Origin of the sequence: Pseudomonas sp. PAMC 25886, from assembly GCF_000242655.1 — a bacterium.
GTDB lineage: Bacteria > Pseudomonadota > Gammaproteobacteria > Pseudomonadales > Pseudomonadaceae > Aquipseudomonas.
The window spans coordinates 55,817-78,676 of record NZ_AHHC01000045.1 but is presented as its reverse complement, the minus strand read 5'-3'; the positions used below and the strand labels follow the sequence as shown (position 1 = coordinate 78,676).

Annotated in this window: 15 protein-coding genes; 6 read left to right on the top strand and 9 right to left on the bottom strand. The window is 60.4% G+C overall.

What is annotated here, in order from left to right:
- Positions 1-2 precede the first annotated feature (2 nt).
- Positions 3-1,613 carry an FAD-dependent oxidoreductase gene (locus MUM_RS0114390; protein ID WP_010170888.1) on the top strand — a complete coding sequence of 537 codons (1,611 nt, stop codon included), beginning with the start codon at positions 3-5 and terminating at the stop codon, positions 1,611-1,613.
- A gap of 108 nt (positions 1,614-1,721) precedes the next feature.
- On the opposite strand, the gene MUM_RS0114385 is transcribed toward MUM_RS0114390, so the two are convergent.
- Entirely contained in the window at positions 1,722-2,819 is a 1,098-nt protein-coding gene (locus MUM_RS0114385; protein WP_010170885.1) for a substrate-binding domain-containing protein, read from the bottom strand.
- A gap of 55 nt (positions 2,820-2,874) precedes the next feature.
- Complete coding sequence (locus MUM_RS0114380; protein ID WP_010170884.1) at positions 2,875-4,002, bottom strand: MFS transporter; 1,128 nt, start codon at positions 4,000-4,002, stop codon at positions 2,875-2,877.
- Positions 4,003-4,245: 243 nt separating this feature from the next.
- On the opposite strand from MUM_RS0114380, the gene MUM_RS0114375 reads away from it, so the two are divergent.
- Complete coding sequence (locus MUM_RS0114375; RefSeq protein WP_032881948.1) at positions 4,246-5,517, top strand: MFS transporter; 1,272 nt, start codon at positions 4,246-4,248, stop codon at positions 5,515-5,517.
- 148 nt (positions 5,518-5,665) lie between these two features.
- On the opposite strand, the gene MUM_RS0114370 is transcribed toward MUM_RS0114375, so the two are convergent.
- A complete protein-coding gene (locus MUM_RS0114370; protein WP_202946956.1) occupies positions 5,666-6,586 on the bottom strand; it encodes an aldo/keto reductase in 921 nt (306 codons plus the stop codon).
- A 162-nt stretch (positions 6,587-6,748) separates the two neighbouring features.
- Positions 6,749-7,279, bottom strand: a complete 531-nt coding sequence (locus MUM_RS01000000132545; RefSeq protein WP_081480082.1) for an AraC family ligand binding domain-containing protein — start codon at positions 7,277-7,279, stop codon at positions 6,749-6,751.
- A 172-nt stretch (positions 7,280-7,451) separates the two neighbouring features.
- On the opposite strand from MUM_RS01000000132545, the gene MUM_RS01000000132540 reads away from it, so the two are divergent.
- A complete protein-coding gene (locus MUM_RS01000000132540) occupies positions 7,452-7,895 on the top strand; it encodes a hypothetical protein (RefSeq protein WP_177325000.1) in 444 nt (147 codons plus the stop codon).
- Positions 7,896-7,929: 34 nt separating this feature from the next.
- Here the strand turns inward: MUM_RS01000000132540 and MUM_RS01000000132535 are convergent, their stop codons facing one another.
- Entirely contained in the window at positions 7,930-9,114 is a 1,185-nt protein-coding gene (locus MUM_RS01000000132535) for a GGDEF domain-containing protein (RefSeq protein ID WP_050543209.1), read from the bottom strand.
- Positions 9,115-9,245: 131 nt separating this feature from the next.
- Positions 9,246-9,854 carry a dTMP kinase gene (locus MUM_RS0114350; protein WP_010170871.1) on the bottom strand — a complete coding sequence of 203 codons (609 nt, stop codon included), beginning with the start codon at positions 9,852-9,854 and terminating at the stop codon, positions 9,246-9,248.
- 222 nt (positions 9,855-10,076) lie between these two features.
- Between MUM_RS0114350 and MUM_RS0114345 the strand changes: the two genes are divergently transcribed.
- Together MUM_RS0114345 and MUM_RS0114340 are read left to right on the top strand one after the other, a co-directional pair.
- Positions 10,077-11,279 (top strand): M48 family metalloprotease, encoded by a 1,203-nt coding sequence (locus MUM_RS0114345; RefSeq protein WP_010170869.1) that lies wholly within the window; start codon positions 10,077-10,079, stop codon positions 11,277-11,279.
- Positions 11,267-16,729, top strand: coding sequence for a WGR domain-containing protein (locus MUM_RS0114340; RefSeq protein WP_010170867.1), 5,463 nt, complete (start codon positions 11,267-11,269; stop codon positions 16,727-16,729). Before MUM_RS0114345 ends, MUM_RS0114340 begins: the two co-directional genes overlap by 13 nt.
- Positions 16,730-16,794: 65 nt before the next feature.
- Here MUM_RS0114340 and MUM_RS0114335 read toward each other — a convergent pair whose 3' ends face one another.
- From MUM_RS0114335 to MUM_RS0114325, 3 genes are all read right to left on the bottom strand, one after another.
- A complete protein-coding gene (locus MUM_RS0114335) occupies positions 16,795-18,417 on the bottom strand; it encodes a methyl-accepting chemotaxis protein (RefSeq protein ID WP_010170865.1) in 1,623 nt (540 codons plus the stop codon).
- Between the two features lie 181 nt (positions 18,418-18,598).
- Complete coding sequence (locus MUM_RS0114330; protein ID WP_010170864.1) at positions 18,599-19,924, bottom strand: LLM class flavin-dependent oxidoreductase; 1,326 nt, start codon at positions 19,922-19,924, stop codon at positions 18,599-18,601.
- A gap of 23 nt (positions 19,925-19,947) precedes the next feature.
- On the bottom strand, positions 19,948-20,904 hold the full coding sequence (locus MUM_RS0114325; RefSeq protein WP_010170862.1) for an ABC transporter substrate-binding protein: 957 nt from the start codon (positions 20,902-20,904) through the stop codon (positions 19,948-19,950).
- Between the two features lie 317 nt (positions 20,905-21,221).
- Between MUM_RS0114325 and MUM_RS0114320 the strand changes: the two genes are divergently transcribed.
- Positions 21,222-22,847 carry an efflux transporter outer membrane subunit gene (locus MUM_RS0114320; protein WP_029615892.1) on the top strand — a complete coding sequence of 542 codons (1,626 nt, stop codon included), beginning with the start codon at positions 21,222-21,224 and terminating at the stop codon, positions 22,845-22,847.
- Positions 22,848-22,860: the final 13 nt, after the last annotated feature.

Sequence of the window (22,860 nt, the reverse complement as noted above, 5' to 3'; positions counted from 1 at the left end):
ACATGAGTGATGCATTGATTTCGCATCATGCAGAGCTGAATCCACAACCGGGGGCGCCGCGCGAACCGCGCGCCCTCGACGTGGTGACACCTGATGCAGATGGCACGATCAACTGTGACGTGGTGATTATCGGCTCGGGCATGGGCGGTTCGACCTTTGCTCATGCCTTGCGTGACAGCGGGCTGGATATCGTGATTGTCGAACGGGGTGATTTCCTGCCGCGTGAGATCCAGAACTGGAGCGCTGAAGCGGTGTTCGGCCAAGGGCGCTATCGTAATGCCGAACCGTGGCTGGACCAGGCCAACCAAGTATTTTCGCCGGGGGTGTTTTATTACGTCGGCGGCAACACCAAATTCTACGGCGCCATGCTGCCACGGTTTCGCGAGGCGGATTTCGGCGAGATCCAGCATGCCGAGGGTGTGTCCCCTGCGTGGCCCGTCAGCTATGCCGAATTTGAGCCGTGGTACGCTGAAGCGGAAAAACTCTACCGCGTGCATGGCCAGGCCGGCATTGACCCCAGCGAACCCTGGCGTTCAGGGCCCTTCCCGCAACCGGCACTGAAGCATGACCCGGCACTGGTTGCGCTGGAGCAAAGCATGCAGCGCGCCGGGCTCAAGCCGTTCGTGATGCCGGCGGCGGTGGACTATGGCGATGGCGGCAATTGCGTGTTGTGTTCAACCTGCGATGGCTATCCGTGCCTGATGGATGCCAAGGCCGACGCCGAAGTTTCTGCGCTTAGGCCCGCCCTGCGCAATGGCAGCGTTCGGCTGATGACTCGCACCACGATCAAGCAGCTGAACACCGGTAGCGATGGCAAAACCGTGACTGAAGCGCGGGGGCTGTTCGATGGGCGCGAGGTGACACTGCGTGCTAAACGCTTCGTGCTGGCGTGCGGCGCAGTCAACAGCGCGGCGTTGTTGTTCAAGTCTGCGAACTCTCAACATCCTCACGGCCTGGGCAACAGGTCCGGGCAGTTGGGGCGTAACTACATGGTGCACAACAGCACCTTCATGCTGGCGGTGGACCCGCGACGCAAGAACAACGTGACCTTCCAGAAAACCCTGGCCATCAACGACTGGTACAGCGCCAGCCCGCACAACGCATTCCCCTTGGGTAACGTACAGATGCTGGGAAAAATCCGCGAGCCGATGATCAGTGCCATGCGGCCCTGGCTGCCGAAATTTGCTTCACGCTATATCACTGACCACAGCGTCGACCTGTACCTGACCTCGGAAGATCTGCCGACCCAGGACAACCGCATCACCTACGACGTGCAGCGCGGTGCGATCAAGGTTCACTGGACGCCGAACAACCTCAAGGCCCATGAAGGCCTGGTGAGCAAGGCCACCAAGACCATGCGTGACGCGGGGTATCCGCTGATCCTCAAGGCGCGCATGGGTATCGCGACGAACTCCCACCAGTGTGGCACTGCCGTGATGGGCAAGGACCCGGCGACCAGCGTGCTGGACCTGAACTGCAAGCTGCATGACCTGGAGAATGTATGGGTGGTGGACAGCTCGTTCTTCCCGTCGTCGGCGGCGGTTAATCCGGCGCTCACTATCGCGGCGAATGCCCTCAGAGTAGCGGCTCACTTCAATGGACAGCCCGGGTAAAGGTGGGAGCTGGCTTACCTGCGATGCAGTCGACTCGGTCTGTCAGTGGTATTGGGTCGATGCCATCGCAGGCAAGCCAGCTCCTACAGTGATCCCTTACCAACAGGATCAGACGTCTGCCGGCTGGAGACTGCGAGTCGAGGTGCGCACCACCAGCTTGGTGGCGAAAATCTTCTGCTCGGGCGCAAGCGGCTCATCGGCCGGGGCATTCAGTTGCTCGGTCAGCAAGCGTGCGGCGTATACGCCCTTCTCCACCATAGGCTGGGCAATGGTAGTCAAACCGAGCTGCACCGCCTCGGGGATATCATCAAAACCAATCACCGAAAGGGTCTCCGGGACCTGGCGATTGAGGGCGTGTGCGGTTTTCATGCAGGCAATCGCCATCACGTCCGAACACGCTACCACCGCCGTGACTTCGTTGGAGGTCAGCAACGTAAACGCTGCGGCCTGCCCCGATGTGGAGTCCAGCCCGCCGGCCTCGATCACGCTGAGGTCTTCGAACGCCAGGCCGGCAGCAGTGGCCGCCTCCACGTAACCGGTAAGGCGCTCGCGAACAATTCGCTCGCTGGCGCTCTTGAAGCGTTGCAGGTCGATCGGGCCGCGATAACCGTCCGGGTTGAGGCGATCAATGATGACGCCGATCTTGCGGTGGCCCAGGTCCAGCAGATGCTGCATTTGCGTGCGAGCCGCGCCGCGATCGTCGATGCCGACAAAAAAAGAATTCTCTACCAGCGGCGAGTCGATCACCACGAACGGAATACTGTGCTTCACCACGGCCAGCACCGCCGGGTGATCATCGGGCAGGGTCGAGATAATCAGGCCATCCACCAACCCGCGCAAGGCCAGACTGCTGTGGCTCGCTGCCTGGCCGCGACCCACCAGGCGGTTGTTGTTGAGCGGAAACAGTGTCAGTGCGACGTTTTCCAGCTCGCCCACTTCGCTGATGCCGCGCAGCATGGCGATGGTGCACGGGTCGGCAAAGGCCAGGGACAACTTGTCCATCATCATCAACCCGATGGCGCCGATCTTGCCCGAGCGCAGGCTGCGGCCCAGCACATTGGGGCCCGGGTAGCCCAATGAAGCGGCCACCTCGAGGATATGCTCGCGCTGGGCCGGGGACAGTTTGGAAGGTCGGTTGTAGGCGTAAGACACCGCAGGCTGGGACACCCCTGCTGCCAGTGCTACGTCTTTCATTGAAACGGCCATCGCTTGCTTCCCAATCCTTTTGAAACCTCATGCGAGGTCATGAAAAAACAGACGCTCAGTGTACCCGTTGAGGGGAAACCTTCGGAACCAGTCGTGTGGCACTGAACATGATTGCGACCATCAGCGAGGCAACCGCCAGCAGCGCCCAGGATAGATTCGTCGCGTGGGCGAACAAGCCGATCACCGCGGGGCCCATCAGGATACCCAGATAACCGAGGCTGGTGGCCGCGGCAATCGCCAACTCCCCCGGCATGGTCTTTTGTGCGCCCGCCAGGGACAGGTAGACCGGCGCGATGTTGGCCAAACCGATACCAATGACGGCAAAGCCCACCAGGTTCACCAGCCAGTTCGTCGCGAGCACCACCGTGAGGAACCCAAGGATCACAATCAAACCGCCGCCCACCAGCACCGTGCGGGCACCGAGTTTGAGCAGAATCCGGTCGCCACTCAAGCGCCCCAACGCCATCATCACGGCGAAGCAGGCGTAACCCAGGCCTGCAATGGAAGGTTCTACATCACGCACCTGGGTCAGGAACACCGCGCTCCAGTCGAGAATCGCACCTTCGGCCAGGAACGCGAACAGGCACAGCACGCCCAGCACCAGGACTTTACGCGTGGGCCGCACAAAGATCGGGCTGCCCTCTTCGCCGCTGCGCCCGAGCATCTGGCGCCCGTAACTCAGGACAAACGCAGCCAATGCCGCCATCACTGCGCTGCTGGCCAGCAACGGCGTGGCGCCTAGCCAGAGCAGCGCGGTGATTCCCGCCGCACTGACGATCGTGCCCAGGCTGAAAAGGCCATGAAAGCCCGACATCAGCGACCGGCCTGTCGCGCGCTCAACCATCACGCCTTGCACGTTCATCGTCACATCGACCGCGCCGCACCCGGCACCGAACACGGTCAGGGCAAACATCAAGCCTATGAATGAATGGGTGGTCGCCAGCAGAGGCAGCGTCAGGAATACCAGAGTGATCCCGATGTGCATGGTAAAGCGGCAGCCTTTACGGGCGTTCAGAATGCCCGCCAGCGGCATCATCACCAGTGAGCCCAGGCCCAGGCACAGCAACAGGATGCCCAATGCGCCGTCGTCCACCCCGGCCCGACTGCGCGCATAGGGAACCAGCGGCGCCCAGGCGCCCATGCACAGGCCGGACAGCAGAAACGTCAAGCGGTAGGCCGACATGTGCGGCGTGGAGCACGGCAACAACAACTCTTGAGACGACACGGAAACCCCAATACCTGGACAGTTAGAGTTATACGTATAACTTAAAACTCAAGCGCCAGCCACTGCCTTGTTACTGTTACATATTCTGGATTGATAAAGCATTGACAGCCCATAGGGTGCAGGTTTTACTTTCGCAAGGTTATTCGTATAACTCAAAATTGCATAACCACCCCACAAAAACAAAAGGGACCATGCAGCGTGATAAGCACTTTCCAGAAAACCCCGATCCCCCCGCGTATTCGCAAGGCGCGTATCGCCACCTTTCTCGGCTTCATGATGATTGGCGCCATGATGTACATCTGGTCCACCGGCGTGAGCGTATTCAGGACCCAGCTTGGCTTGACGGGAGAGCTCGGGGATTCGAGTTTCGGCCTGATTGCCCTCGGGGTCGGTGTCGGCTCCGCAACCGGTGCGCTGCTGGTGGGGCGGCTGCTGGACACCTTCGGCGCCAAGCCGGTCATTACCGTTGGCGCCCTCGCCTATCCCCTTTCGATTATCCCGCTGGGCTTCGTCAACGGTTTCTGGTTTGCGCTATGTTTCGGCTCTGCGCTGGGGCTGTTGCGCGGTGCCCTGGATACCGCCTTGAATGCCCACGGCGTGCAGGTTGAACGGTTTTATCGACGCTCAATCATGTCCGGCTTCCATGCCTTCTATTCCCTGGGCGGCTTCCTGCTGGGCATGGCATGCAGTTGGCTGACCCGGTTCTACACCGACAGCGTGCTGGTGCCCTACACCGTACTGGGCCTGGCGATGTTCATTCTTGGCTGCGTGTTCAGCCGATGGTTGCTGGGCAAGCATGATGTGCCCGACGCCCGGCTTGACGACTGGCAAGCCGGCACTCAGTCCCGGGACGAAACCGGCAAGGGCCCTTCAGCCAAGACGCTGCTGGTGATGATCGCTCTCGGCACCTTGCTGCTGGGCAGCATGATGGGCGAAAACGCAATTGCCGACTGGGGCCAGGAATACATTCGCCGGGAGTTCGAGACCACCACCTCGACCGCAGGCATGGCGGTCTCACTGTTCGTTGGTGCGTCATTCGTGGGGCGCCTTTTTGGCGACCGCCTGGCCGCTGCGCTCGGTAATGCGCAGGTGGTGTTTGGATGCGGCACGCTGTGCATACTCGGAATGGTCGTCACAATTTTGGGCAGCACGGCCGTCACCGGCATTATCGGTTTCGCGATGTTTGGCCTCGGCCTTTCGTGCATCGCACCGTTGATGATCTCCGCCGCCGGGCGCCGAGATCCGGCACATGCCGGGCGCAACATCGGGATCGTCAACTGCATCGGCTTTTCCGGAATGCTGGCGGGCCCTGCTGTGATCACGGTGATCGTGAGCAACTTCGGCCTGGGCAAGTTGATGTTTTTCCCACTGGTGATGCTCGCTTTAATGGCAATGCTCGGGCCACTGCTGATACGTGCGCCGAGACAAAGCGTTACCTGTGGAAATCCACAAATCGACGCATCACCTAGCTGAGAGGGGCAATGAGCAGCCTCAATTCGCGAGTAATATGATGCCCCCTGAGCAGCATTCCGAACGGTGCAAGGTTGCACCTGCAATTCCCGATTGCTACCGACGGGAGACACCTTCATCTACATCAAAGGCTCTCGACCTTCACCACTCATTACGGTACTTCGGTCCCCTGTGCCGCGAGCAAAAGTTCGAACCAGTGATCTTTCGTAATGGCCAGCTGGCAAGCGCGTACTGATTCACGTAAAACATCGAGACGTCTCGATCCTACAATGGGCAACGGTTGGCATGGCAACGCAAGCAACCACGCCATAAGAACCGTTGTTGCAGACTCTCCTAATTGCTCTCCTATGCGTGTCAGGCTTTCCCTGATTCGCTTGGCCACAGGGCCTGAATCGGTAAAAAGACTCCCGCCGGCGAGTGGCGACCACAGTATTGGAGCGCACTTCAACTGTTGAGCTTGGTCAAACGTCCCATCGTAGACAGGGGCCAGGTGCAGCAATGAGCATTCGACCTGATTCGTGACCAATGTCATACCATTGGCGGCCAACCGGTCCTGGAGCAGACTAAACTGGGCCGGTGAGAAATTCGACACGCCGAAATGGCGAACTTTTCCCTCCTGGCGTAACACCATGAATGCGCGTGCAACTTCATCTGCATCCATCAACGGATCAGGACGATGTATTAATAGTAAGTCAAGGTACTCGGTGCGCAGGGCTCGTAGTGAGCTTTCGGCTGACGCGACAATGTGACTGAAGCTCGTGTCGTAACTCTTGAGTCGATGCTCTGGTCGCCGAGAAGAGATCAGCTTGATTCCACACTTGCTGACAAGTTGCATGTGTTTGCGCAAGTGCGGTGCTGCAGCGAGCGCTTCACCAAACAATTCTTCGGACTGATAGCCACCGTAAATGTCCGCGTGATCGAAGCTCGTCACACCCAGTTCGAGTGCTGCCTCAATAAGTTCCTGGCGTTCGCGGACCGATAGAGACCACTCGTTCAAGCGCCACATGCCATACACGATTCGAGAAAACTCCGGTCCTTGAGACGTGAGCGATATTCGTGGTGAGACATCCATTAACATTCCCCTCTATGCGGTAAATAGCGCCTATTAAGCAGGCAGGCTGATTGAATAAGTTCAGCTTTTCACTGAGTCCAGCGTTGATCCGAAGATTATTTCATTGTGGAAAGCCCGCACGTGGCGTGGGGATGTTCTCGTAAACAAGCGATTGGCTCGCCGCTATCCCCTGATCAAGAACTCTCTAGGCGACTCGCCCATTATCCGTCGGAACAAGCTGCGCGACAATTCAAGCTCGCTGAGGATCAACCCCACAATGTGCGCATTGCGAACGTTCTGAGGATATTCGACCGGCTGGTCTGCCAAGGCCAGAATCAGCTCACGCAACATCACTGAGACTTCAAGCACCTTGCACTCGGCGCCGAATGCCTGTGATGCCTCTGGATCGATATAAACCGAACGGAGCTTGACCGGACTGAGCATCAGTTGGTCATGCACAACGCCCGCAGGGATCCACAGCGCTCTTTTCGGCGGCAGGAACCACAGTCCATTTTGCGCGGCAACACGCATGACGCCACTGGACGCATAAAGCACCTGCCCGTGCTTGTGCGTGTGTGGCTCATTGTATTCGCCGGAGTGTTGATTTCGAACCAGGACCGTCATTTGCCGGGGAACATCACGGTAGTCCAGGTAATCTTCGCTGCGTTCAGGACTCGCCTCACAAACAGCGACTGTACGAATTTCTCGCGTCACACCACCCTCCTCCATGGATCACTTCGGTCAGCCCATACACATGCCGACATTTGTCACTTCAGCTGGGTCTGGATGAGTACGCATTTCGTATCCAAAGGCCCGGTTCGCGTGGCTTGCTCCTGCATCGTCTGAAACGGCGGTAACGCACCTGCCCCCGGGCGTGCTGCTTGGCTTGTTCACCGCGGTTTTTGCATTGGCAAGCGTCGGCGCCGGGATGGTCCCAGGTAAAGCACACGATCGTCGTCCACTGCTGGGCTTCTCTTCTTTGGTCGCAGGCCTTGGCATGGCGGGTATGTGGCTTGCGCCGACGCTGGCCCCTGGCGCGTATGTAGTTCTGGCAGCAGTCGGTCTTGGGATGGGCTTCACGGTCGCAATGACGCTGGCGCTGGATAACGTTGACTCACCCGAGCAAGCAGGTGCCTGGACGGTCTTCATGCTGTTCATTGGCTATCTGATCGCGGCACTTGGGCCGCTCTGTTTCGGTGCTTTGCGCGACCACTCGGGTAGCTATACCTTGTCCTACGCGACCCTTTTTGGTGTCACCATCCTGATGTTCTGCTTAACGCCGATTCTCAAGCCCGCCACCCAGGAAAAGCTCCAGACGGCGGCAGCGTGAAGGGCCTCGCTGATACGCCAGGCTTTCTGGGCATTCATGCAGAACTGAGCGGCGCTTCACTCGGCTGGAAATACGGCGGCGCCAACCGCAAGGTATTGCGCCCCAAGCCCTTGGCTTCATAAAGCGCCGCGTCCGCCCTGGCAAGCAGGCTCGCTGTGGTGTCGCCTTCATCAGGCACCCCGCAGCAAACACCGATGCTGATGCGCAGTGAGATGGTTGAATCACCGTAGTAAGCCGGCGACTCGGCCAACGAGGCGCGCAGTGTATCCAGTGCGGCAATGGCGCCTTCTGAGTCAGTGCCAGGCAGCAATAACAGAAACTCCTCGCCACCATAACGGCCAATGCTGTCGGATTGACGAAGGCGCTGGGTGAGGTGGTTAACGCAGTGACAAATCACTTCGTCCCCCGCCAGGTGGCCATACCGGTCATTGATCTGTTTGAAGTGATCGATGTCGACCATCGCCACCGCCAGGCAGGAACCGTCGCGGCGCGCGCGTTCCAGCTCTGTGGAGAACTGATCAAGGATCGCCCGACGGTTAAGGATGCCCGTCAGCACATCACGCAACGCCATGTGCTGAAGCAAGGATTCACTGCGCTCTTTGGACAACAACACCAAGCCGAGGGAGATCATCATTGCGGTGAAGGTGCCGATACTGACCGAGATGGTTTGCTTGAGGTTGCTGACGTCGTAACGCATCTCGGCAGCCCCTCCGCCCAGCACGGCCACCACCCGCATGCCCAAGCCAATCAGGCTGATGCTCGACCCGATGATCAACAGCATCCGTGCCCGCCCCAGGGCGGGGACGTAGCGGCGGGTCCAGTAGATGATCAATGTGCACTGCACCATCAAGACCAGTGTGGCCGCGAGCATTCGCGGTTCCAGGGTGTCGATCAGGCCGACCATCAACAGCAGCATCAACGCCGCTGGCGCGAATACCCGCCACCAGGAGACCGGCAACTCAACAATCCTGAATACACTGGCCCCATAAAAGGCCAGGGCCACCGCTAGCAGTGTGTTGGCGGCGCCGTAGGTAAACCACAACGGTGCATGGCCATACAAGGTGTAACCCACATAGGCAAGGGCATGCGCCAACAGGCCACAGCCAATGGTCAGCAAACCGTCACGCTGATTGAACTGGCCGACCAGAATCAAACAAAACGCCATTATCGTCGCCACCAGGGCAACACAGGCGAAAAGTGTGGGGGTATGAGCGATCATGGCGTCTCACCGAGCGCTGGCAGGAAGTGTGTTGCTCGCCAGTTTAGTTGAACGGGCCAAACAGGGCTGACTGTCGAGAATGACAACGTCTGCCCTCCCCTGTATACCGCTTGCACGTTGCTAGAGCAGCGTTATTCGAGGTGACGTATCGCAGCCACCACCTGCATCGTTGCGTCTTCGACCATTCCTTCATTACGGCATAACACCCAACCGTTATCGGCAATCGCTTGCTCGAACGCCTGGGTACATGCGACCTGTTCTGCCAACTGATGGATTACCGTACTGCCCAGCCCACGCCGGCGTGCCGCCGCCCTCGCCCATGAAACGTCAGGCGTGGTCACAACCCCGACATGCAGGTCTGGCACTCGCACGTTTCGATCAATATTCAACCGTAGAATTTCCGCAAACGGGATCGTCCGGCGAAACGCCGCATCAGACGGGTACCAGCGATCAATCAAGACGATGCTGCCGGGTGGCTGTTTAGGGAGCACGTGCCGGGAAATCCAGGCACGGCTATCGGCCAATCGCTCACACACCTCCCACTCCAACGCCCGGCTGGGGTTTCTGACGAGTTGGTTAACCAGGGCCATTGTTTCAGCCCGATGGGGATCACTTTTTTTCTCGCACAGCCGGATCACTGTTTTGTTGTCTGCCCTCAGGACTTTCGTCACGGCTTCCAACAACGTGGTTTTGCCGGTCCCCTTGGGCCCATCCAGAGAAACAAACAGCGGACGATTCATACTTCAACTAATGATTGAGGGGGGAATCGGTGAACTCTATCTGAATTGCTGGCTGAGGGTTCTCAAAACCCTGGGTGACGGCCTGTCCCTATTTAAATGACGTCTCTGCCCTTCCTAGGTATGCTCCGCGTTTATTGCCGACCACTGATACCGGGATGCCAGCCCACGCCTCTGCTGCCCAGGCGCAGTTTATGGAGCCGTATCCTCAAGGACGTTCGAACGATGAGCACCCCCGCGCTGGACATCAGCAGCCTGACGCCTCTGCCTTACCACCAACAGGTGGTCGAGTACCTGAAAACCCGTGAACCTGCCGTATGGGACTGGGCCTCATCCCTGGGGGTTCAGCAGGAACATGCCCAGGATGTGCGCGCGCAATTGCTGCGAGACACCTACCGCCTGAGCCCTGAAACCCACCCGCAGGCCTACCAGGCGTGCGAAACAGCGTTGCAGCGCTTGCAGATCCAGGCGCCCGCCACCCTCTACCAGGCTGGCGATGGCGCGATGAATGCGAGCCTGTATTACCTGGCCGGTGAAGTGCATGTGGTGTTCTACGGGCCGATCCTTGAACGGCTCGACGCCCAGGAGTTACTGGCGTTGCTGGGGCATGAGCTGGCCCATTACCGTTTATGGTCGGAGCACGACGGTGACTTTCTCACCGCCGAGCGAATCCTCAATCACGCGATGGCCGATGTGTATACGCCGGCCAGCCTGGAGCAGACCGCACGTTTATATAGCCTGCACACCGAAATCTATGCCGATCGCGGCGCAGCCCTGGTGGCCGGCGGACCGGAAGCATCCATCACTTCGCTGGTCAAGATTCACACCGGGATTGTCAGCGTCGATGCTGCCAATTATCTGCAGCAGGCCCGCGAGCTGGATGGCAAGGATGCGCAATTGTCCCAGGGCATATCGCACCCGGAGACTTTTCTGCGTTCCCAGGCGGTAGACAGTTGGTGGCAGCAGCTCCCGGAGACGGACGCCTGGCTGCACCGTCGGTTACGCGGGCCGCTCTCGCTCAACCGCCTGGATGTAACCGACCAGGTGGAGCTGACCGCCCTCACCCGCGGTTTTATCGCCAGCTTTATCAATGCAGCAGTGTTGCAGTCGGCGGTTGTGCTCAATCAGGTGCGTGGCTTTTTTCCCGACTGGAAGGACAATGAAACGCTGCTGGACCTTGGTTCGCTGAATGCCGAACGTATCGATGCAAGCATTCACGAATACCTGCACTTCATCATGCTCGACCTCAGCCTGGTGGACCGCGACCTGCGTGATGAAGCATTGCTGTATGCCGCGCGCACCGCGAAGAAGCTCGGCAGCGCCGATGACTTTATCAGCGTGCTCAAGCGCGATATCAAATTGCCAAAACGTGAGCTCGACCCGATCGTTCGCGCGCTCAAAGCGGAGGTCGACACATGGACCCAATAACCCAGCCTGTCACGTTCACGCAGTTGTTGCTGAGCCACGATGGCGCCGCCGTGCCCATCGACGACGTGTTGTTCCTGGCGCTGCCGCTGCTGCGTCAGGTGGCGCAACTGCATGAGCTTGGGCGTGTCGCCCAGCTGAGCTTCCTCGATGTGCTGCAAGGGCCTGAGCGCACCCTGTACTTGCGTAACCCCGAGGGCGTGCCGCCGCGCCTGGCGCTGGAGGCGATCAAGCAGGTGCAACCCAACCCGGAGTCTGCGCTGAATATCGTCGGCAAGGTCCGCCTGACCCGGGATTCGGAAACGGGCGTGGCGATTACCGACCTACACGTTCAGGAAGACCCGCACCAGCCTATCGCTCACCCGGTGTTCCTGCCGGACTTGCACAGCTGGGAGCATCGTCTCGGGCATCACGACGAAATCACCGATATTTTTCAGCTCGGCCAGTTGCTGGCGTGCCTGGCCTGCGGGCTGGACTTTTCCGATATCAACGACCTCAAGACGTTTGCCCGCCACCGGCGCAACCTGTTCCAGCTCAATGGCCGGCTGAATCCGGTGCTGGCTAACCTGATCGTCGAGATGACCGAGCTCAACCGGCATCAGCGCGCCACTGATGTGAACGCCCTGGCCCGGCGCCTGGAATCCTGGCGAGAGCAGCCGGCAAGCCTGGATGTGGAGCGCGTGCTGGCCCAGGCCGAGGGCCCGGCTTCGCGGCGCACCGTGGTGCTGGAGCACCTGCGCAACCGCCTGTTCGACCTGTCGCGACGCAATCGCCTGCTGTACTTCCGGCCGACCCAGGCCAGCGTCAACCTGACCGTGGCCAGCGTACCGCTGGTGATGCAGATTGAAAGCATCCGGCCCGACGCGTTGTGCACCTGGCAGCCGACCCTCGGTGGTTTCTCCGAGCAGGTATTGAGCGGCAAGCCCGTTGGCCTGCAGCAATGGCTGCGGTTTGAAGACCAGACCTGGTTGCAGGCGTCCCTGGAACGCATCATCCAGGAAACTCGCCGTGACCGCGCCGAGTTCGGCTTCAGCAACCTGCGCCTGGTGGTGGCCTTCATGCGCTGGCACAACCTCAAGGACACCCCGGAAGAACGCATCGTCACCCCGCTGCTGTGGCTGCCGGTGGAGTTGAGCCGTAAAAAAGGCGTGCGCGACCAGTTCATGTTGCAGTGCGATGAAACCGAGGCGGAGTTCAACCCGGTGCTGCGTCATCAGTTGCGCCAGCTCTACGATATCCAGTTGCCGGAAACCGTTGACCTGCAAAAGACGTCGCTGGAAGACATCCACGCCGACATTGCTCGCCAGATCAAACTGACCGAGCCTGGCGTTGAGTTGCGCCTGCAAAGCAAACCGCAAATCGAATTGATCCACCAGAAGGCGGTGCAGCATCTGCACCACTTCCAGCGCCGCCGGGCCCGTCAGCGCTCGGCCATGCCTTTGGTGAAGCCAGACTTCAGCTACGACCGCGAAGACTACCGCCCGCTGGGCCTGCAACTGTTCCAGCAAAAGGTGTTGCCCAGCCAGTTGCCGCTGCGCCTCGCGGTTGGCGGCAAGCCGTCGCTGCGCGACCAGCATCCGCAAATGGTCGCCAGCAGCACCGAAAACAGCACCTTCGCGCTGCCCGAGAATCAGGGGCATCGATACGCCTGGGACATCGACCTGACCCAGGTCACCCTGGCCAACTTCAACTACCGCAAGATGTCGCTGGTGCGCGACTACGCGCAGTTGATCGACGAGCCGGCCCAAAACGAATCGTTTGACCGGATGTTTTCCATCGAGCCACGGGAGGTCGAAGTCCAATCACCGGATCCGATCCCGCTGCCGGAACAATGGAACGTGGTGGCCGGCGACGCTACGCAGAACGCCGCTGTCAGCCTGGCCCGCACCGGGCGCAATTTCATCATTCAGGGGCCGCCTGGCACCGGCAAGTCCCAGACCATCACCAACCTGATTGCAGACTACGCCGGTCGCGGCCTGCGCGTGCTGTTTGTCTGCGAAAAGCGCGCGGCATTGGACGTGGTATTCCATCGCCTGCAACAGAGTGAACTGGGCGAATTGTGCTGCCTGATTCACGACTCCCAGACCGACAAAAAGGACTTCGTGGGCAACCTGCGCGAGTGTTATGAGCGCTGGATTGCCGGCGACGCGCAATCGCCGCAGTTGCAGGCCCGACGCAGCGCTGCATTGGCCACCCTGAGCCAACAGTTGGGCCTGATCGAGCGTTTTGAACAAGCCATGGCCGGGGTGCCGGAGACCCTGGCCTGCTCCGTGCGTGAGCTGGTGCGGCATCTCATCGAACTGCCGGCCGTGGCTGCACAGTTACCCCCCGAGGCCCTGGAGCGCTTGCCCGACTGGCGTCGCTGGCAGGCACAAAACGAACTGACGGGTCGCTTGTATCAGGCGATCAACGAGCGCTTCGGCCTCGACAGTTTTGCGCGCCACCCTTTCAGCCACCTGGCTTCCAGTCTCATTACCCACGAGCATGCCTATGGCCAGCTCAAGGCCTTCCTGGATGAAGCCAGCGGGTTGATGGACAGTGTCGAGCAGTTGATGGAGTCATCCTCCAGCCTGCTGTCCAGTGATACGCGCCTGGCGGATGCGTGCGTGCTGACCCAGGCCGCCGAGCAACTGACCGGCGCCAACCTGGCGTCGCACCTCGACCTGCTGGAACCGGGCTCACCGGGCTCCCAGGCGCTGCACGCCGAACAAGCGGCGTTGCAGACGCTGACCGTGCAGCAACACAGCGCCGGTGAAGCCACCCGCCATTGGCGCCACAAACTCGCGCCCCAGGACACCCAGGCCGCCCAGGATCTGGTGCAGCGCCTGGAAGGCTCGCTGCTGCGATGGTTGCAACCGGCGTGGTGGCGACTGCGTGGCGAGCTGCAGCGGCGCTACGACTTCAGCCAGCACGCAGTCCGTCCCAGCTACCGCAATGTGCTCGACAACCTGGCCGGCGAACACCGCGCCACCGCCGAGTTGCAGGCCGAACAGCAGCGCCTGCAAAGTCGCTACGGTATCCAGGACATCGACCTGTTCGTGCACAACCTGCAAGCCCTGCTCCAGCAACTGAGCACGTCACCGTTGTTGCGCCAGTGGGTCGAAGGCTTGCGCGGTAACCCGAATGCCCTGCCCGGCGTGCGCCAGGAAGCCAGCCTGCGACAGCCGGTTGCTCGCCTGGCCGAGCTGGTTGCGCAACACTGTGCGTTTGAGCCGGCGCCGAGCCTGGGCGCGCTGGCCGAATACCTGCGCGACCTGCGTGAAGAACTCGACGAACTGCCCGACACCCTGCCCCTGCTCATAGAGCTGCACCAGGCCGATCCCGTCTGCCTGTTTGCCCTGCAACAGCACGCCCTGGCGCAACCTGCGCTGGAGGGTTTGATTGCCCAGGAAAACCTCACCCGCCTGTACCGCGCCAACCCGCAACTGGCGCGCTTCGACGGCCCGGCCCTGGGGCTGGCAGCCCGTCAGGTCAGCCAGGCGGAAAGCAGCCTGCTCAAGCGCAATGCCCATGTGCTCAGCGCCACGCTGCATCAGCGTTTCCTGGAACATGTGAAGCAATCGGCGATGTCGGTGACCCAGCTGGACGCCCAGGCCCGCGAGTTCAAGAAAGCCTATGCCAAGGGCCGCCGCGAGCTGGAGCATGAGCTGGGCAAGACCATGCGCTACCGCTCCATCCGCGAAATGGCGAGTGGCGACAGTGGTCGAGTGATCAACGACCTCAAGCCCATCTGGTTGATGAGCCCGCTGTCGGTATCCGACACGCTGCCACTGACCCCGGACCTCTTCGACGTGGTGATTTTCGACGAGGCCAGCCAGATCCCCAGCGAAGAAGCCGTGCCGGCCTTGAGCCGTGCGCAGCAGGTGATCGTGGTGGGTGACGAGATGCAATTGCCGCCGACCAACTTCTTCTCCAGCGCAGGGGACCAGGACGATAACGAACTGATTGCCATGGAAGACGGCGAACAGATTGCAATCAACCTCGATGCCGACAGCCTGCTGAGCCAGGCCGCACGCAATTTGCCGGCGACCCTGCTGGCCTGGCACTACCGCAGCCGGCATGAAGCGTTGATCAGCTTTTCCAACGCGGCGTTCTACGAAGGCCGGCTGATCACCATCCCCGACCGGCGTATCGAGCGCCCTGCCCCGGCCCATGCCGCCCTGGACTCCACGGATGCCCTGGCAGTGACGCAGGGTGCCGACACGCTGCTCGACAGCCCCATCAGCTTTTTGAAGATGAGCGATGGCGTCTACCTCGGTCGTAGTAACCTGGCCGAAGCGCGGTATATCGCTCAGCTGGTGCGCGAACTGCTGCAGCGCGAGACCGGCTTGAGCCTGGGCATTGTGGCCTTCTCCGAAGCCCAGCAAGGCGCTATCGAACAAGCCCTGGAAGACTTGGCCGCCAGCGACTCGGCCTTTGCCACCCGCCTGGAGCGCGAGTACGTGCGCGAAGACGCCGGGCAGTTCAATGGCCTGTTCGTCAAGAACCTGGAGAACGTGCAGGGTGATGAACGGGACGTAATCATCCTGAGCATCTGCTATGCGCCGGGCCCGAACGGCAAGATGCTGATGAACTTCGGCCCGATCAACCAGCGTGGCGGGGAAAAACGCCTCAATGTGATCTTCAGCCGCGCGCGCAAACGCATGGCGATCGTCTCCAGCATTGAGGCAGAGGCCATCACCAACACACACAACGACGGTGCCGCTGCATTGCGCGCGTTCCTGCAGTTCGCCCAGGCCAGTGCCAACGGAGATGCGCCGCGCTCTCAGGGCATCCTCGCCAACCTCAACCCGGGCGCCAAGCAATCCTTTGCGGTCAGCCTGCCCAGGGACAGCCTGCGCAGCGCTCTCGCTGCCGCGTTGCGCAAGCGAGGGCATACGGTGCAGGAATATGTGGGACGTTCGCAGTTCCGCTGCGACCTGGCGATCAGTGACGCCAGCGGTGAACACTTCAGCCTTGGTGTGCTGCTGGACGGCAATACGGCGGCCGCAGCTGACGTGCGTGAGCGCTATATCTTCCGCCCGACCGTGTTGCGCAGCTTCGGCTGGAAGATCATCGACGTGCCCAGCCATGACTGGCTGCGAGAGCCGGAAGAGGTGCTGAATCGCATCGAAGCGCTGCTACGGGGTGAAGAAACGCCCGCGCTGCCAGAGCCGGAACCGGACGTCGAACCGGAAACGGTTGAGGTCGAGCCGGCTCCACCCCCTGAAGCGTCGACCCCGATGCGCGAGTTCACCTTTGGTGAAGGCAACTCCAACAAGTTCTGGCGAATCGGCGTCACCGAGGCAGAGGTGGTGGTGCACTTCGGCCGCATCGGCACCAAGGGCCAGACCCTGATCAAGTCCCTCGACAGCCCCGAGCGAGCTTCGCGCGAAGCAGAGAAGCTGGTCGCGGAGAAACTGCGCAAAGGGTATCAAGAGCAGGCAGGGGTCAATCACACCGAGCCGCTCTGAGTAGATCCGGCATGAATGGGATTAGCGCGTTCAATCAGAACGCGCTGTGGCGATCCCATGACTGATCAGACCTGGAAATGCTTGACCATTGTGTTCAGCTCAGACGCCAGGGTTGCAAGAGACTGTGACGCGGCCGTCGTTTGGCTGGAACCCTCTGAGGATTGAATCGACAGTTGCTGAATATTCAGCAGGTTCTGATCTACCGCCCGCGCGACATGCGCTTGCTCGTCAGCCGAGGTGGTAATCACCAGGTTACGGTCATTGATTTCGTCGTTGGCTGCAACAATGTCCGCCAAGGCTTTTTGCGCAAGCTCGGCCAACTCGAGGGTCTGCTGAGTCATGCTGCTACTGGCGTGCATGGTGTTGACGGCGTTGGCGGTCCCGGTCTGGATGCCTCCGATCATCTGCTCAATTTCTTGGGTGGATTGGGCCGTACGGTGTGCCAAGGCACGCACTTCGTCGGCCACCACCGCGAAACCACGGCCCGCATCCCCCGCACGTGCGGCCTCGATGGCAGCGTTCAGCGCCAAAAGATTGGTTTGTTCGGCAATCGCCCGAATAACATCAAGGACTTTGCCGATACTCTTGGCTTGATCGGCAAGGCCGCCGACTTGCTCGGAACTCAGTTCGACACCCTGTGTCAGCGATCGAATCGAATTTAAAGCCTCAACCATTCGCTGCTGGCCTTTTAAGGCGATGTTTCGCGATTCCTGTGAAAGCTCGGAAGTTGACGCGGCATTCCTCGCTACGTCTTCAATGGCTGTTGTCATCTGCGTGACCGCCGTGGCTGCCTGCTCAATCTCCCCATGCTGTTGTCGCAAGTCGCGACTGCCCTCGGCGGTGACAGCATTCAGTTCTTCGGCCGCAGCGGCCAGTTGGTTGGAGGAGCCAGTTATCTGCCGGAGTGTCTGCACGAGGTTATCGCGCATCACCTCCTGCGCCCTGAGCAAGCGTGTGGCCTCGTCGTTACCGGTGGGGTTGATGGGTTGGGTCAGATCGCCTCTGGCAATGGTCTCGGCCACGTGCATCGCTTCGATGATGGGCGCGGTAATGCTTCGGGTCAGCAGCCAGGCAACAATGACTGTTCCCGCACTCACCAGCAGAATCACGATTGCGATACCGCCGATGGCATGCTCGTAAGCGTCTACAGACTGTTGGCCAGCCTGTTCGGCACCTTTATTGGCAAGGTCTATGAGTTGATCGAAGTTCTTTGTCATCTGCTCATAGCTGTCTCGTATGCTGTTGAGAAACTCTACGGCAGCCTTTTTATCGCCCGCCCGCGAGAGCCGGAGCATCTCGATATGGTTCTTCGCATAAACATCAAGACTCTGGTTGAACACGGCGAGACGTGATCTTTCATCCGTCGTACTGAGTAATCCCGCGTACTGCGTCAATTGTTCCTTGACGATTTTCAGGCGCCCTGCTGATTTTTCTTCGTAGGTCTGCATGTCTGCGTTGGTTGAAGACAGGATGTGTGCCATCTCACCCAGGCGAAAACGGTCTAGCGATGCATTGGCCAGCGCGAGGATCCTGACCCGCTGCATCCAGTTGTTCTGGATGTCAGCCGCCTGGAACTGAACTTCTCGAATCTGCTTCAACGCGAAGAGGCCGAGAAACACACTCAGCAGCGCAATAGCGGCAAAAGCGATGAACGCCCTGGCGGCGATTCGTATATTTCTTAAGAACATGGATTTTTTCGCTCAGGTTCGAAAAGCATTTAGCGGCAATCTTGGCAGGTAACATCGGGCGAACGGAAAACTTGGCCTCCTCCGTTACTGTCGGTAGAAAACCGAAAACCTTTAGCACAAAGACTCGACCTGAGCAGCGATTTCAGTGGGCACTTTTATCGTGAGGGTATGGCGACATCGACTACCTTTTACGAACCCCTCGCGGAATCGCCAACCCCAGACTCTCCCGCAACGTCGTCCCCTCATACGCCGTGCGGTACACGCCACGGGCCTGCAACAACGGGATGACTTCCTGGGTAAACCGCTTGAACTGCTGCGGATGCCCGATGTAGATATTGAACCCATCCACCGCCCGTGCTTCAAACCAGTCCGCCATCTTGCTCGCCACCGTCTGCGCCGACCCGACAAAGGCACCCGGGCGCAGCTGCCGACCAAACTCCACCGCCTGGCGCAACGTAAACCCTTTCTCCCGTGCCTGATCAGCAATGCGTTTGGCATTGGTAAAAAAACTGCTGCGTGCCGCCTCCAGACTCTCCTGCGGAAACGGCGCGTCAAGGTCGTACTGGGTGAAATCATGCCAGCCGAAATTGCGCCCGAACTCCTTCAACGCCAGCTCGAAACTGTGGTCGGCCTGGTGATAGTGCTGTTCGATTTCACGGGCATGTTCGTCGGTATCGCCCACATAAATCTCGGCGCCGGGCATCACCAGTAGTTGCCCGGGATCACGGCCATGTCGCTCCGCCCTGCCCTTGATATCTCGGTAAAACGCCTGGCCCTGCTCGATGCTCGCGGCATGGGTGAAGATGACATCGGCGGTGGCGGCCCCCAGGTCACGGCCTTGTTCCGAGTCGCCGGCCTGGAAGATCACCGGTTGGCCTTGGGGTGAGCGCTGGATATTCAGCGGGCCGACCACGGAGAAATGCTCGCCCTTGTGATTCAGGCTGTGCAGTTTGCTCGGGTCGAGGAACTGGCCGGTGGCCCGGTCGCGCACGAATGCATCGTCCTCGTAGGAGTTCCACAGGCCCTGCACCACCTGGACGTGCTCGGCTGCCCGGCCGTAGCGGGTGTCGTAATCGTAATGTTCGTCGCGGCTGTAGTTGCCGGCGGTGCCGGCGTCTCCGCTGGTGACCACGTTCCAGCCGGCGCGGCCTTTGCTGATCAGGTCGAGTGAGGCCAGGCGTCGCGCGACGTTATACGGCGAGTTGTAGGAGGTCGTCAGCGTACCGACCAGACCCAAATGCCGGGTGCTCACGGCAAGCGCCGACAACAACGTCAACGGCTCCAGGCGATTCAGGTAGTGGGAGGGCGAGCCCGGGGTTATGAACTGGCTGTCGACAATGAACATCAGGTCGAACAACGCCGCTTCGGCCTGGCGCGCAATGTCGATGTACCAGTCGACGTTGACGCTGGCATCGGCCGGCAGTTGAGGGTCGAGCCATAGATTGTGGCGGCCAGGCCCGCCACAGCCCATGGTCAAGGCGCCTAGTTTGAGCTGTCGTTTGGTCATGACTAAGGTATTCCTTGGAGCATTCAGGGCTGGGTTTTGGCGACGGCAGGCTGCAGCGACGCGGCGAAGGAGTCGTCGAACAAGGTGGCGGCCGGGTAGGACTTGACCAGACCCTGGTTGGCGAAAAAGTCCACGGTCTTTTGCGCTTCTACCGGTGATTGGGCTGTCACAGGTTCGACCGTGGTACGCGCACGGGCGAACCAGGCGCGGGCAATGTCGGCGTCGGCGCGGGTGCGTTTGGCCCAGGCGTCTGCGTACGCGTCGGCGTTGGCCGGGCTTTGGCGCGTCCAGTCACGGGCTTTTTTCAGGCGTTGGAGAAAATCGCTGATTTGCGCACGCTTGGTGTCGACGGCCTTGGTGCTGGCGGCCACGAAGCTCTGGGCCGGGATCAACCCGTCGGCGGTCGCCAGCACCCGCGCACCCTGGCGTTCCTGTTGGGTGACGTAGGGTTCCCAGGTGGCGATGACGTCAACGGAGCCGCCTTCCAGCGCGTGGGAAGCATCCAGTGCGCTGAGGTAGCGCAGGTCCAATGAGTCCTTTGGCACGCCGGCTTTGTCCAGTGCAGTCAGCAGCAATTGCTGGCTCCAGGAGCCTTTCCAGATGGCCGCGCGTTTGCCTTTGAGGTCTGCAAGGCTGTGGATCGATGAGTCCTTTTTCACCAGGATGGCCACGCCTTCGAGATTTTGCCGGCTGATGGCAATCACCTTGATCGGCGCGCCCAGTGCACCGAGGAACAGCACGGGTGCATCACCGAGCAAGCCGAGGTCCAGGCTGTTGGTGTTGAGCGCTTCGGCGACCGGTGAGCCGGCGGTGAATTGCTTCCATTCAAGGGTATAGGGCAGGTCGTCCAGCACCCCCGCCGCTTCCATCACGGCCTGGGCGTTGTAGCTTTGGTCTCCGACCACCAGCGTTTGCGCGTTCGCGGTCAGGCACAGCAAGGTAGCGGCCAACCCGGCCGCTAGTTTTGTCAGATAACGCACGTTCGCTCCAGATGCCCTCTCAGGCATTTCAAGTCGATCCGCGCGCGCGGTCTCGGCAGTGTTCGTAGGGACAGCTACCATGAGGTGCTAATGGTCGCATGTAAAATACTTATATTGCATAACCTAATTCAATATTAATGCGCATAACGCATTTTCATTAAGGGTCGGCACGTACTGACATTGCGTACCGGCCGGCACCACCTACACTGATTTGAATTCGGCTACTCGCGAGCCATTTTTCGGCGGCCCTAACCGATGCGCCTGCATTCATCGCTCAACCAATAAAGCAGTCAACCTACTGATTAATCAGAGTAAATATGAAAGAGCAGCCTCGGCAGCTTGCATCGGGACCGCAACAAGTGGCGCACCCCCGCGCCCTTTTTCGACAACCACACCTTCTGGCTCCGTTGAGCCTGCTGTGCATTGCCCTCGCGGGTTGCACCGTCGGGCCCGATTTCGCGCGCCCCGAGGTGCCCGCTAACGCTGATTACTCACGGGAAAAGCTAACCGCTACCGCCAAGGCCGACATCGACGCCGGCGGCGCAGCGCAGCGGCTGATCGCCGGGATGGATATTCCCGGGCAATGGTGGACGTTGTTCCGTTCGCCAGCCCTCAACGCCCTGGTCGAAGAAGCCTTGCGCGCCAACCCGGATGTCACCGCCGCTCAAGCCGCGTTGCGCCAGGCCAACGAGTTGGTCTATGCCGACCAGGCGTCGTTGTTCCCTTCCGTCAGCGGCAATGTGCAGAAAGCCCGCGAGAAGGTATCGGGGGTGACCTCGGGCCTGCCGGAGTCGCCGATTCTCACGGTGAGTTCGGCGTCGTTGAGCGTGTCCTATGCCCCGGATGTGTTCGGCGGTACGCGCCGGCAAATCGAATCCACCACGGCGCAAGCCGAGTACGAACGCTTCCAGCTGGAGGCGACGTACCTCACGTTGACCTCCAATGTGGTGAATACCGCGGTCAGCCTGGCGTCGATACGTGATCAAATCGCCTCAACCGAGGCAATCATCCGGCTACAGGGCGACCAGCTCGACGTGTTGCAGTCGCAGCGGCGGCTGGGTGCCATCGGTGATAGCGACGTCCTGACGCAGCAGACCGCACTGGCGCAAACCCGTGCCAGCTTGCCGCCCCTGCAAAAGCAATTGGCGCAGACCCGCAACCAGTTGATGGCCTACCTCGGCCGGTTTCCCAATCAGGACCGGGACGAGCGCTTCAACCTGGCCTCCCTGCACTTGCCGGAAGAACTGCCGGTCAGCCTGCCCTCGGCCATCGTGGGCCAACGCCCGGACGTGCGTTCTGCCCAGGCGCAACTGCACCAGGCCAGCGCCAACATAGGCGTGGCCGTGGCCAATCAGTTGCCGCAGTTCAGCATTACCGGGTCGGTGGGTTCCACGGTGGCCAGCGGCACCAAGCTGTTTTCGGCGGGCAGCGGTGTGTGGAGCCTGGCCGGGTCGATCACCCAGCCGATCTTTGATGCCGGCGCGCTCGAACATCGCAAACGCGCGGCCGTGGCGGCCTACGACGAGTCGGCGGCGCGTTATCGTGGCACCGTCATTGGCGCATTCCAGGACGTGGCCAACGCGCTGCGGGCGCTGGAAGCCGATGCCGATGCGCTCAACCAGCAGGTGGTGGCCGAGCGCTCCGCGCAAGCCAACCTGGACTTGGTGCAGGCACAGTTCAAGCTCGGTGCCGTGGCGTACATCAACCTGCTCACCGCCCAACAGACCTACCAGAACACCGTGCTTGCGCGGGTCAAGGCACAGGCCTCCCGCTACAGCGACACCACTGCGCTGTTCCAGGCATTGGGGGGCGGTTGGTGGAACCGAACGGATGTGGACCCTGCCACCAAGGGCCACCCGGATCGCTTCGGCCTGCCATCGTGGAACGAGATCATGCCGGCCAACAACAAGGCAGCGCCTGCCGATTCGGCACGGTTCGACTGAACTGAACTCTTGA

What these genes read in the sequence shown, in the direction of transcription:
- MUM_RS0114330 (WP_010170864.1), bottom strand. Translation starts at nt 19,924, where the DNA reads ATGACCAAACGACAGCTCAAACTAGGCGCCTTGACCATGGGCTGTGGC.
- MUM_RS0114350 (WP_010170871.1), bottom strand. Translation starts at nt 9,854, where the DNA reads ATGAATCGTCCGCTGTTTGTTTCTCTGGATGGGCCCAAGGGGACCGGC.
- MUM_RS0114390 (WP_010170888.1), top strand. Translation starts at nt 3, where the DNA reads ATGAGTGATGCATTGATTTCGCATCATGCAGAGCTGAATCCACAACCG.
- MUM_RS0114340 (WP_010170867.1), top strand. Translation starts at nt 11,267, where the DNA reads ATGGACCCAATAACCCAGCCTGTCACGTTCACGCAGTTGTTGCTGAGC.
- MUM_RS0114380 (WP_010170884.1), bottom strand. Translation starts at nt 4,002, where the DNA reads ATGTCGGCCTACCGCTTGACGTTTCTGCTGTCCGGCCTGTGCATGGGC.
- MUM_RS0114320 (WP_029615892.1), top strand. Translation starts at nt 21,222, where the DNA reads ATGAAAGAGCAGCCTCGGCAGCTTGCATCGGGACCGCAACAAGTGGCG.
- MUM_RS0114335 (WP_010170865.1), bottom strand. Translation starts at nt 18,417, where the DNA reads ATGTTCTTAAGAAATATACGAATCGCCGCCAGGGCGTTCATCGCTTTT.
- MUM_RS0114345 (WP_010170869.1), top strand. Translation starts at nt 10,077, where the DNA reads ATGAGCACCCCCGCGCTGGACATCAGCAGCCTGACGCCTCTGCCTTAC.
- MUM_RS0114370 (WP_202946956.1), bottom strand. Translation starts at nt 6,586, where the DNA reads ATGGATGTCTCACCACGAATATCGCTCACGTCTCAAGGACCGGAGTTT.
- MUM_RS0114385 (WP_010170885.1), bottom strand. Translation starts at nt 2,819, where the DNA reads ATGGCCGTTTCAATGAAAGACGTAGCACTGGCAGCAGGGGTGTCCCAG.
- MUM_RS01000000132535 (WP_050543209.1), bottom strand. Translation starts at nt 9,114, where the DNA reads ATGATCGCTCATACCCCCACACTTTTCGCCTGTGTTGCCCTGGTGGCG.